Genomic DNA, 11,299 nt, shown 5'->3' with positions numbered 1-11,299 from the left:
GCAGACAGAAAAAAAGCCAGGCTGACTGGCAAGGCATAGCGGAACATGGCGGCGACCTTTCGCTAATGGTGCTTGGAATAATTATACTGGCCGGCATGTTATTAATAGCAAACTCACCAGTCCAGTATTAACAGCGAAAAAAATGTCCGACAATCAATCCGCAAACGTTGGGCCAGGCAGGCCCAAGGATCTGGCCAAACGCCAGGCCATTCTCGAAGCAGCGAAAACCCTGTTTCTGAGCAATGGCTACGCCAGTACCAGCATGGATGCGGTCGCCGCCGAAGCCGGCGTTTCAAAGCTCACGGTCTATAGCCATTTCAACGACAAAGAGACCCTGTTCACTGCCGCGGTGGTGGCCAAGTGCGAAGAGCAGCTGCCCACGCTGATCTACGAACTGACGCCCGACACACCGGTGCAAGGCGTCCTGTTGAACATCGCCCGTGGCTTTCATCAACTGATCAACAGCGACGAGTCGGTGAACCTGCACCGCTTGATCATGGCCCTGGGCAACCAGGACCCCAAGCTCTCGCAGATGTTCATTGAGGCCGGCCCCGAACGCGTACTGCAGGGAATGGAACGGCTGCTGGGGCGAATCAATCAGCTGGGCACCTTGCACATCGACAAGCCGCGCAATGCCGCCGAGCATTTCTTCTGCATGCTCAAGGGCGGGGCGAACTTCCGCCTGCTCTATGGTTGCGGCGAGCCCTTGAGAGGCGCGGCTGCGGAAGAGCACGTACAGGAAGTGGTGGATCTGTTCATGCGCGCCTATCGGCCATAGACACCGGCATGTGCGGGAGCAGGCTGGTGCAGGAGCTGGCTTGCCAGCGCAGAGGCCCTGAGATCGCCTTCGCCGGCAAGCCGGCTCCTACAACCAGGACGGCAAGCGGCTCCTGCATAGGGTTCAGGCCTTGAGGGCCTTCTTCGGGTAGATGTCGTAGCGACTGGATTTGCCTTCCAGCCCATGGCTCGGCTTCGGCCCTTCAATGCACGGCGCCTTGCGCGGGCGCTTGACCACCACCCGGTGGCTGGCCAGGGCCAAGGCGGCGGCCAGCAGTGCCGGGGCGTCATTGTCGTCCCCCACCAGCGGCCGGAACAGGCGCATTTCCTTTTTCACCAAGGCGCTTTTCTCCCGATGGGGAAACATCGGATCGAGGTAGATCACCTGGGGCGGCTCGCCCTCCCAGTTGCGCATCAGCTCGATGGAATTGCCCTTGAGCAAGTGCATGCGGGCAACGATAGGCGCCACCTCGGCATCCAGCGCACCACGGGCCAGCCCGTCCTCCAGCAGCGCCCCAATCAATGGCTGGCGCTCGATCAGGCTCATCTCGCAGCCCAGGGTCGCCAGGACAAACCCATCCTTGCCCAGGCCTGCCGTGGCATCCAGCACCCGTGGCCGCACGCCCTGAGCAACGCCCACCGCCTTGGCAATCATCTGCCCGCTGCCGCCACCGTACAGCCGCCGGTGAGCCGCACCGCCTTCAACGAAATCCACCCGCACCGGCCCAGGCGCATCGGCGCCCAGCTGCTGCAATTGCAGCCCCTGCTCACCCACCTGCAGGGCAAACTCGGCCTCCTCGATCTGCAACGGCAGTCCCAGGCGTTGCGCCCATTGCTGAGCCAGCGGCGCGAATCCAGCGTCCAGGGCCTCGACTTTGATGCGGCAGGCCGCGGGTTGCTCATTCATCTGAAAACACACTCAAAAAATTAATGATCGGCAAAAACTGCCGATAACAGAACTATCGGCCATTTTGCCAGAGCTCAGCGTCGACCGAGAGCAATGTCAGACATTCAACGCACATCGATAGGTTATATCTCGCCCCACGGCGACTATGGCCTGCGCAACTCCCAGGCACTGAGCGGCGTCAGCCATCTGTGGCAGGACTTCTTTGCCCAGGCCCTGGCCGAGCAACAGGGAGAAGGCGCGAACGTTGAAGGGCGGCCCGCAGTGGCCGTCGATGGTCCCGTGGAACCGCTTGGCGGCAGCGATGTACTGACGCAGATCGTCAATCAGCGCCATTGCGATGTTCAGGACACCGAGATTCGTCCCCCTGAGCCGCTGTTCCTGCCGATCGCCGAATTCGAAATGGATCTGCTGGACAAGCCGGCTCCGCCCTTCCCTACGGAAGAAATCGTTGCCCAGCAACGTCAGCAAGACTTTGAGAGCGGCTGGGTCCGCCCGATCGTGCTCAATGCCGGCCAACCGCTGCCAGATCCCGGCCCGGCGCCGGAACCGCGTCCATTGCACCTGCCCATCGCCGAGTTCGAGCTGGATCTGCTGGATAAACCGGCCGAGCCGTTCCCAGAGCAGGAACTTATCGAACAACAGCGGCAGATGGACTTCGACATCGGCTGGGCGCGCCCGCTGATTCTGCAGAACCTGCGCATCGCCGCCTGAGCCCGCTCCTCAGCGACATATCCACCAAGGCCCTGCATCCAGATGAAAATGGTTGCGATGGGCACTGTTGTAGTCCGGCCCCAGCACCACATTGAATGCATCGCAGGCACCGTCCCGGGCCAGCCGCAAGAAACGTCCCACATCGCTGTCCTTCGGCCAATCCCTGAGCACGCTGATACTGCGCCCGTCGGCCAGTCGAAAGCCGGCAATGTCCAGGGCATTGGCAGTGGCGTGCTGACTGCGAGCGCCATTCTCACGGCTGTACATATTGCGGCAGGCAAAACTGCCCAGATGATCGACCCGGGCCACGCGCTGCCCATACACCGCCTGCGCTGCAGGCTGCAGCCCATGGCGCTCATACAGGGCAAAGGCCACAGCCAGCGGGCAACTGGCGAGAAAGCTGCTGCTCAAGGCGACATCGCCACCTTGCACGCGCAAGGTGTTGCTCAATGGGCAGGCCACATCGCCCCGACTGTCGGGCTGGCGGCTGGTGCGCAGGCCGGAGCGGCCAAGCACCTCGTCACACAGCTGCGGATCGTCGCGCAGCCGCGCCAGCTTGAAACGGGTCAACAGATTCGGCTTGGCCCTTACATCCAGCGGCGCCCAAGGGTTCCAGGCATCCGCCAGGGGCACCCAGCCCAGGCGTATGCCGATCGACAACAGAGCGCCCAGCAACAACAGGACGCCCAGAATTTTCACCAGCCGCACAGAATGTCCCGTTTTATGACTGCTTGAACAATTGATTGATCTGCCGGAACGGCATCGCGCGGTCGGCGAAATCGAAGCGACCGTGCTCGCGGATATCCTCCGCAGCCCGGTAGAAAGCACCATAGGCGGCCCGGGCCAAGGCCGAACCGACACTGATGCGCTTGACCCCCAGTTCCGCCAATTGCGTCACGCTCAGGTTGAGGCCACCGGACATCAGCACGTTCACCGGCTTGGGCGCCACAGCCCGCACCACCTGCAAAATCTCCTCGGCGCTGCGCAGGGCCGGCGCATAGAGTACATCGGCACCGGCTTCGGCAAAGGCCTGCAAGCGGCGAATGGTATCAGGCAGATCATCACGACCGTGGAGCAGGTTCTCCGCCCGGGCAGTCAGGATGAAGGGGAATGGCAAGCTGCGCACGGCGGCAGCACAGGCCTCGATACGCTCCACGGCCAGGTTGAAGTCATAGATAGGGTCGTCGGTACGACCGCTGGCATCCTCGATCGAGCCTCCGACTACACCACTGGCTGCCGCCAACAGCAACGCCTGGGCGCAGCCTTCAGGACTGTCGGCAAAGCCGTTTTCCAAGTCCACCGCCACCGGCAGGCTGCTGGCACCGACTATTGCGCGCACATTGTCCAGGGTGTCTTCCAGGCTGACGGCGCCCTCGGCATCCGGACGCCCCAGGGAGAAGGCATAACCGGCGCTGGTGGTGGCCAGGGCCTCGAACCCGAGGCCGGCCAGCATCTTCGCGGAACCGGCATCCCAGGGGTTGGGAATGACAAAGGCGCCGGCACGTTCATGCAGGGCCTTGAAGGCATTGGCTCGAAGGGTTTGCGCGTCCATTTGCTCGCTCCGGAAGAAGGCAATGAAACCGCCTCAGAGCAAGCCGAGCTGCTCCGCGGCGGGCTCTCTGTATAACTCAGGCAAGGCGGGCAAGCCAGGCAAACGTTGCATCAGCTGGCCATGAAAACGGCGAGCCAGTTCAGCAGCCAGTCGGTTGTCCGAGGTGTGCAGGAAGACATAAGGGGTACGCCCCTCTTCGATCCAGCCGGCGACCTTGTCGATCCAGGGCACGAGAAACGGATCGTTGGCCTCAAGCTCCGGATGGCCGATGAAGCGCACCTGGGGAAACTGGGTGAACGCCGCAGGTCGCGGCGGCACCTTGGGCTTTTTCGACTGGGCGTGCAGCACCGCGGGAGTGGTGGATGTGCAACTGAACAGGGCCCGTGGATCGAGGCAGATCCGCTCGACGCCACGCTCACGCAACAGTCGGTTGAGCATGCGCTCCGCATCGCCCTTGGCAAAGAACTCCGGATGCCGAACCTCCACCGCCAGCGGCCGCTCCAGGCCCTCGATAAAGCCCGCCAGTTCCGCCAGGCGCTGCGGGGCGAAGCTGGCCGGCAATTGCAGCCACAAGGGCGACACGCGTTCCCCCAGGGGACTGAGCAACTGGATAAAGGTCTCGGCAGCGCTCAGTTGTTCCCGCAGATCACCGCCGTGGCTGATATCACCGGGAAACTTGGCGGTGAAACGAAAGTGCTCGGGCATGATCTCGGCCCAGCGCTGCACGGTGCCGGGCGCGGGTCGTGCATAGAAGGTGGTGTTGCCTTCGACGGCATTGAAGACCTGGGAATACAGGCCGAGGAAATCATTGGGTCGTGCATCCTCCGGGTACAGGTACTCACGCCAGGCGTTTTCGCTCCAGGAAGGACAACCCAGGAAATAAGGCAGCATCAGATATGCAGATCGAGCCCCACCACTTCCAGATCCCAATCAACAAAACCGGCGGTGGTCAGGTAGCTGGCCAGGGCATTGGCCACGCTCCTTTTCATCGCGCGCTGAAAGACCATGTCCTGTGGACGGGCGGGGAGATTACCGGTGCGGGGAGCAGAAGCCTGGGAACGGCTTTGTGCCGAAGGTTCGGACTGGACTTCAATGGCGTCGGCATCGTCCAGAGACTCATCTAGCAACGCCAGGCCTTTACGAGGCTTGCGCTTGATGGGGTAGGACTGAGAGGAGATGCCGTCTATGCGCATACTGAAAAGCCCGGGGTCAATGATGGCAATTTAGCGGCACTGCTTCGACTTAGCAAATGCCCAAGTGATAACTAGAACACAGAAAAGCCAAAAGGTTTAAAACCGCGCAGGATCGACTCTGAAAACCAGACGATTGGCCGTTTTACACCGAAGAAATCTGAACCCCCGCAGACACTTGGACCACCCTCAACGGGCCTTGGGCGTGGCCACCTTGTCGCGCAGATAGACCGGTTGCGCGTCGTCGGCGACTATCGCCTCGCCCCGCTCCCAGGCAAATTTCGCCAGGGTCAGCAGGTCTTCGGCATGGGGCAGCATGACCGCGTCCTGCCCACTGAGAGTGACCGCGATGCGCTCGCCATAACCCCAGCCGGTGCCTGCACCAAACCAGTCTCCAGCGGCGTCTTCCGGCAAGGCCGCGACTTCCGGCGGCAGCACCGCTTCGGCCCCCACCAGACGCATTTCGCCGGCCGTTTCCCGATAGCAGCCCCAGTAAACCTCATCCATGCGCGCATCGATGGCCGAGGCAACCTGGGTCGCACCGTGCTCACGCAAGGCGCGCTGGGCCAGCACCGCCAGGTTGGACACCGGCAGCACCGGACGCTCCAGGGCGAAGGCCAGCCCCTGCACCACACCAATGGCAATCCGCACGCCGGTGAAGGCGCCAGGTCCACGGCCAAAGGCAATGGCATCCACCGCCTGCAAGGTGGTACCGGCATTGGCCAGCAGCTCCTTGATCATCGGTAACAGCTTCTGCGCATGCAGGCGGGGGATCACCTCGTAATGGCTCGTAACCTTGCCGTCATGCAGCAAAGCAACGGAGCAAGCTTCAGTCGCGGTGTCCAGGGCCAGCAAGGTGCTCATCGGGGGTTCCATCGGCGTTGAAAAAAGTGACGCATTATAAACAGCAACGGCCCGCAAGCGGGCCGTTGAACGATCAAACGATCAGGCAACTCAGCTCAGGGCTTCGAGCACCTTGGCGGTGATCACTTCCACCGAACCGACGCCAGGGATATGGCTGTACTTCGGCTTGCCCTGAGCGGCGGCCAGCTGCTGGTAGAACTCCACCAGCGGCTTGGTCTGGGAATGGTAGACCGACAGGCGATGACGCACGGTTTCTTCGGTGTCGTCCTTGCGCTGCACCAGGTCTTCACCGGTGATGTCGTCCTTGCCGGCAATCTTCGGCGGGTTATAGACGGTGTGGTACACCCGGCCCGAAGCCTCATGCACACGACGACCGGCGATGCGCTGGACGATCTCTTCGTCGTCAACAGCGATTTCCACCACGTTGTCCAGCTCCACACCGGCTTTGACCAGTGCTTCGGCCTGAGGAATGGTGCGCGGGAAGCCGTCGAACAGGAAGCCATTGACGCAGTCGGCCTGGCCGATGCGTTCCTTGACCAGATTGATGATCAGGTCATCGGACACCAAGCCACCGCTGTCCATCACGCTCTTGGCCTTGAGGCCCAGCTCGGTGCCGGCCTTGACCGCAGCACGCAGCATGTCGCCGGTGGAGATCTGTGGAATGCCGAACTTTTCGGTGATGAACTTTGCCTGAGTACCTTTACCGGCCCCGGGAGCTCCCAGCAGAATTACGCGCATCGATGTGCTCCTCAATTTTTTATTTAGAAATGCTCGGATTCGCCTCGTGGGGCCAATCTCAAAAATAGGATAGTGGCCGCCCAAACGGCCAAAGGCTGATCAAGATACACAGCCGACACAGTGCACACAAGCAGTCGAAAGTCGGAGGAACCCGGCCCTTTTGTGCCCCATCGGCACGGTAGAACAAGTCGCAACCCCATAACAAAGTGTCGCCAGATGAATCTGCACGACACCTTGGGATTGTCCCGATCAGGGCTGCGCCAAAGCAGGCCGACAGCCCTGTGCAACCTCAGCCGGTATTGCGCAAACCCGCGGCGATACCCGCCACGGAGACCAGCAGCGCCTGTTCCACGGGGCTTCCTTGCGGCGCCTCCTGTTTGCGCGAACGCGCCAGCAACTCCGCCTGCAGCAGATGCAGTGGGTCGAGGTAGGTATTGCGCAGGCGGATGAACTCCAGGGTGTCGGGGCTGTGGGCCAGCAGTTGCGACTGCCCGGTCAGGCCCAGGACCACCGCGCACGCCTGCGACAATAGGTCGCGTAAATGCGCACCCAATGGCAGCAGTTCCGGCTCCACCAGGCGCTCGTCATAAGAACGGGCAATGTCGGCATCGGCCTTGGCCAGGACCATCTCCAGCATGTCGATGCGGGTGCGGAAAAACGGCCATTGCTCACGCATCTGCGCCAGCAACTCACCCTCGCCCCGGGCCAGCGCCTTGCTCAGGGCCGCTTCCCAGCCGAGCCACGCCGGCAGCATCAGACGCGTCTGGGTCCAGCCGAAGATCCATGGGATCGCCCGCAGACTCTCGATGCCACCGGCACGACGCTTGGCCGGCCGACTGCCCAGGGGCAGGCGTCCCAACTCCTGTTCAGGGGTGGACTGGCGGAAGTACTCGACAAACTGCGGGTTGTCCCGCACCACCGCGCGATAGGCCTGGACCCCGTCGCCGGCCAGTTCGTCCATCAAGTGGCGCCAGGCCGGCTCCGGAGGGGGCGGCGGCAGCAAGGTGGCTTCCAGTACCGCTGCCAGATAAAGGTTGAGGTTCTGCTCGGCGATGTCCGGCAGGCCGAATTTGAAACGGATCATTTCCCCCTGCTCGGTGGTGCGGAAGCGCCCCGCCACCGAACCCGGAGGCTGCGACAGGATCGCCGCGTGGGCCGGACCGCCACCACGCCCGACAGTACCGCCGCGACCATGGAACAGCAGCAGCTCCACCTGCTGTTCACGGCAGATGTCCACCAAGCGTTCCTGAGCCCGATACTGCGCCCACGCTGCGGCGGTGGTCCCGGCATCCTTGGCCGAGTCGGAATAGCCGATCATCACTTCCTGCGGCCCTTGCAGGCGCGAGCGATAGCCCGGCATGTGCAGCAGTTTCTCCATCACGGGACCGGCGTTATCCAGGTCCGCCAGGGTCTCGAACAGCGGCACCACACGCATCGGCCGCAACACCCCGGACTCCTTGAGCAGCAACTGCACCGCCAGCACGTCGGAGGCCGCGCCCGCCATGGAAATCACATAGGAACCCAGGGAAGCCGCCGGGGCGACGGCGATTTCGCGACAGGTAGCGAGCACCTCCGCCGTGTCTGCCGAGGGTTTGAAGTAGCCCGGCAGCAAGGGCCGGCGACTGCTCAGTTCACGCATCAGGAAGGTGATGCGGTCTTCCTCGCTCCAGTCCTCATAGCGGCCCAGGCCCAGATAGTCGGTGATCTCGGTCATGGCCGAGGTGTGCCGACTGGAGTCCTGACGCACATCGAGACGCACCAGGAACAGACCGAACGTCACCGCCCGCCGCAGGCAATCGAGCAACGGACCATCGGCGATCACCCCCATCCCGCACTCATGCAACGACTGGTAGCACAGTTGCAGCGGCTCCAGCAGATCACGGTTGTTCTGCAGGACCTCGGCGCCCGCCGGCACCGGCGCGCCAAGCGCCGCATGCGCCCAGTTACGGGTGGCCCGCAGCCGCTCGCGCAATTGCTTGAGCAGTGCCCGATACGGCTCGGCACTGTCCCCGGCCCTGGCCAGCAAGGCCGCGCTGGCCTGCTGCATGGACAGTTCGGCAGCCAGGTGATCGACGTCCCGCAGGTACAGGTCGGCAGCCATCCAGCGCGCCAGCAACAGTACCTCCCGGGTCACGCTGGCGGTGACATTGGGGTTGCCGTCACGGTCGCCGCCCATCCACGAAGCGAAGCGGATCGGTGCCGCCTCCAGCGGCAGATGCAGCCCGGTAGCCTCGAACAGCGCCTTGTCGGCCTTGCGCAGGTAGTTGGGAATGGCCTGCCACAGGGAGTGCTCGATCACTGCGAACCCCCATTTGGCCTCATCCACCGGTGTCGGCCGAGTACGGCGGATTTCCTCGGTGTGCCAGGCTTCGGCAATCAAGCGCTGCAGGCGTTCCTGGATCTGCCCGCGCTCGACGCTGGTGAGATCGCGATGGTCCTGGGCCGCCAGTTGTCCGGCAATGGCATCGTATTTCTGAATCAGGGTCCGGCGCGCCACTTCAGTGGGGTGAGCGGTAAGCACCAGCTCGATCTCCAGGCGCCCCAGCTGCCGGGCCAGGGCGTCGGCAGAATGCCCCGCGGTCCGCAGACGAGCCAGCAGCTCAGGCAGCACTCGGGCTTCGAATGGCGCCGGCTGCGACTCGTCGCGACGGTGGATCAACTGATACTGCTCGGCGATGTTCGCCAGGTTGAGGAACTGGTTGAAGGCCCTGGCCACCGGCAGCAGTTCGTCCTCGCTCAACTGATCGAGGCTGGCACTCAATTCGGCCCCGGGCGAACCCCGGCGATCGGCCTTGGCGCCCTTGCGAATCTGCTCGATCTTGTCCAGGAAACCCTCCCCGTACTGATCACGGATGGTATTGCCCAACAGTTCTCCCAAGAGGTGAACGTCTTCGCGCAAGCGCGCATCAATATCGGTCATCGAGGTGTTCTCCAGCAGACTCAAGGCGGCACGGAAGGCTCAAGAGTGCCGCTTGCACGCATCCCTTAGCAAGCACGTGGCAAACCGGCGCCCAACCTTCGGCGATGGAGCTAGTCTCAACAGTAGGCCGCACAAGGGCCACGCACCGGCCCGGGCCGGCCACTCAACCCAACCTGCCACGAGCAGGTGTTCATTGAGGTCATCATGAAAATCCGTGAACTCGCACAACACTGGGAAGAAAACGCCAAGGGTCGCCTGACCAAGACCGGCTACCGGATTCACCTGGATGTGGAAGCCGCCGCACGCCTGGCCGCCCTCTCCGAGATGTACCCCAAACGCCAGACCGAAGAGCTCCTTGGCGAGCTGATCGGCGCCGCCCTGGAAGAGCTCGAGGCAAGCTTCCCCTACATTCAGGGCCAGCACGTGGTGGCTACCGACGAGGAAGGCGATCCACTGTACGAAGATATCGGCCCCACCCCTCGCTTCCTGGCCTTGTCACGCCAGCATCTGCACCTGATGTCGAGCCAGGCCGACAAGCCGAAGCACTGAGTCCGCCACCTCTCATCTCCCTGCTGAAAACCACCGCTCCCGGTCCTGAAAAGGACCGGGAATACCCCTGCGAGCGGCAAAAGTTCCCAATTTAGAGCCCTGACCAAGGCGTCAGATTTTTTTCCGGCCAATCGCCATCTTTCTCTGAACTATTCAAAAAAGCCTCGGGTCACACCCATTAGCCATCACTGGAACGGCCGTTTCAAATTTTGCCATCAGCGCTCGTCGTCACTGAAGCGTCACGGCGCCAGGACCGGGATGGATATTGATGTTTTCCAGGAGTTACCCAATGGAGTTGAAGACCATGAAGATCAGCACTGCCAAATCCTCGTTCACCTCTCTGCGCGGGCTGAAGCTGGCCGCGCTGGCCCTCGGTAGCAGCATGGTACTGGCCGGTTGTGCCGGTAATCCGCCTTCCGAGCAGTACGCGGTCACGCAATCTGCGGTCAATAGCGCAGTGAGCGCCGGTGGTACCGAATTCGCCGCTGTGGAAATGAAGTCGGCTCAGGACAAGCTCAAGCAAGCCGAGATTGCCATGCACGACAAGAAGTACGACGAAGCCCGCCGCCTGGCTGAACAGGCCGAGTGGGACGCCCGCGTAGCAGAGCGCAAGGCCCAGGCCGCCAAGGCCGAGCAGGCGCTGAAAGACTCGCAGAAAGGCGTTCAGGAACTGCGTCAGGAAGGTATGCGCAGCGTGCAGTAAGCCGCCGCCGACTCCCACGTACTCGTATTTGATTGAAAGGACGAACCATTATGCGCAAACAACTGATGATCCCTGCCCTGTTGGCCATGAGCGTAGCCCTGGCGGCCTGCTCCACCCCGCCGAACGCCAACCTGGAAAACGCCCGGACCAACTTCTCCGCCCTGCAGGCCAACCCGCAGGCCAGCAAAGTCGCCGCCCTGGAAACCAAGGACGCCGCCGACTGGATGGACAAGGCCGACAAGGCCTACCTGAACAAGGACGACGAGAAGAAGGTCGACCAACTGGCCTACCTGACCAATCAGCGGGTTGAAGTGGCCAAGGAAACCATCGCCCTGCGTACCGCCGAAGCCAAGCTCAAGGACGCCGGCGACCAGCGCGCCCGCGCCAT

The 11,299-nt window shown here is 62.5% G+C and carries 12 protein-coding genes and 1 pseudogene; 5 read left to right on the top strand and 8 right to left on the bottom strand.

The genetic code is table 11. The features are described 5' to 3' along the window. The first annotated feature begins 142 nt into the window (after positions 1-142). On the top strand, positions 143-778 hold the full coding sequence (locus BLX41_RS28955; RefSeq protein WP_123727638.1) for a TetR/AcrR family transcriptional regulator: 636 nt from the start codon (positions 143-145) through the stop codon (positions 776-778). A gap of 123 nt (positions 779-901) precedes the next feature. Here the strand turns inward: BLX41_RS28955 and BLX41_RS28950 are convergent, their stop codons facing one another. Next, positions 902-1,684, bottom strand: coding sequence for a class I SAM-dependent methyltransferase (locus tag BLX41_RS28950; protein ID WP_123727637.1), 783 nt, complete (start codon positions 1,682-1,684; stop codon positions 902-904). Positions 1,685-1,777: 93 nt separating this feature from the next. Between BLX41_RS28950 and BLX41_RS28945 the strand changes: the two genes are divergently transcribed. Further along, positions 1,778-2,395, top strand: a complete 618-nt coding sequence (locus BLX41_RS28945; protein WP_123727636.1) for an energy transducer TonB — start codon at positions 1,778-1,780, stop codon at positions 2,393-2,395. Between the two features lie 9 nt (positions 2,396-2,404). Here the strand turns inward: BLX41_RS28945 and BLX41_RS28940 are convergent, their stop codons facing one another. The 7 genes from BLX41_RS28940 to ppc form a co-directional block, all read right to left on the bottom strand. Then, positions 2,405-3,103: an extensin-like domain-containing protein gene (locus BLX41_RS28940; protein WP_123727635.1), complete on the bottom strand. Its 699-nt coding sequence runs from the start codon at positions 3,101-3,103 to the stop codon at positions 2,405-2,407. Between the two features lie 13 nt (positions 3,104-3,116). Continuing rightward, the gene (locus BLX41_RS28935) at positions 3,117-3,947 is read right to left on the bottom strand and encodes an isocitrate lyase/PEP mutase family protein (protein WP_123727634.1); all 831 of its coding nucleotides are present in this window, start codon (positions 3,945-3,947) and stop codon (positions 3,117-3,119) included. Between the two features lie 33 nt (positions 3,948-3,980). Continuing rightward, the gene (locus BLX41_RS28930) at positions 3,981-4,841 is read right to left on the bottom strand and encodes a DUF72 domain-containing protein (protein ID WP_123727807.1); all 861 of its coding nucleotides are present in this window, start codon (positions 4,839-4,841) and stop codon (positions 3,981-3,983) included. Further along, entirely contained in the window at positions 4,838-5,140 is a 303-nt protein-coding gene (locus BLX41_RS28925; RefSeq protein WP_123727633.1) for a hypothetical protein, read from the bottom strand. The genes BLX41_RS28930 and BLX41_RS28925 overlap by 4 nt, the downstream gene beginning before the upstream one ends. A gap of 186 nt (positions 5,141-5,326) precedes the next feature. Then, positions 5,327-6,001, bottom strand: coding sequence for a tRNA (adenosine(37)-N6)-threonylcarbamoyltransferase complex dimerization subunit type 1 TsaB (gene tsaB, locus BLX41_RS28920; RefSeq protein WP_123727632.1), 675 nt, complete (start codon positions 5,999-6,001; stop codon positions 5,327-5,329). 90 nt (positions 6,002-6,091) lie between these two features. After that, positions 6,092-6,739, bottom strand: coding sequence for an adenylate kinase (gene adk, locus BLX41_RS28915; protein ID WP_123727631.1), 648 nt, complete (start codon positions 6,737-6,739; stop codon positions 6,092-6,094). A gap of 289 nt (positions 6,740-7,028) precedes the next feature. Beyond that, positions 7,029-9,659: a phosphoenolpyruvate carboxylase gene (gene ppc, locus BLX41_RS28910; RefSeq protein WP_123727630.1), complete on the bottom strand. Its 2,631-nt coding sequence runs from the start codon at positions 9,657-9,659 to the stop codon at positions 7,029-7,031. 204 nt (positions 9,660-9,863) lie between these two features. Here ppc and BLX41_RS28905 point away from each other — a divergent pair, with 204 nt between their 5' ends. The 3 genes and pseudogenes from BLX41_RS28905 to BLX41_RS36570 all read left to right on the top strand — a co-directional run. Next, a complete protein-coding gene (locus tag BLX41_RS28905) occupies positions 9,864-10,208 on the top strand; it encodes a pilin assembly protein (protein WP_123727629.1) in 345 nt (114 codons plus the stop codon). Positions 10,209-10,497: 289 nt separating this feature from the next. Beyond that, entirely contained in the window at positions 10,498-10,911 is a 414-nt protein-coding gene (locus BLX41_RS28900; protein WP_016967758.1) for a DUF4398 domain-containing protein, read from the top strand. Positions 10,912-10,961: 50 nt separating this feature from the next. Then, positions 10,962-11,299: pseudogene (locus BLX41_RS36570) on the top strand (DUF4398 domain-containing protein); the annotation flags it as partial.

The sequence above is a fragment of the Pseudomonas protegens genome (assembly GCF_003732485.1).
GTDB classification, from domain to species: domain Bacteria; phylum Pseudomonadota; class Gammaproteobacteria; order Pseudomonadales; family Pseudomonadaceae; genus Aquipseudomonas; species Aquipseudomonas protegens_B.
Note: the sequence above shows the minus strand (reverse complement) of the source record. Positions and strands in the feature narration are given on the sequence as shown.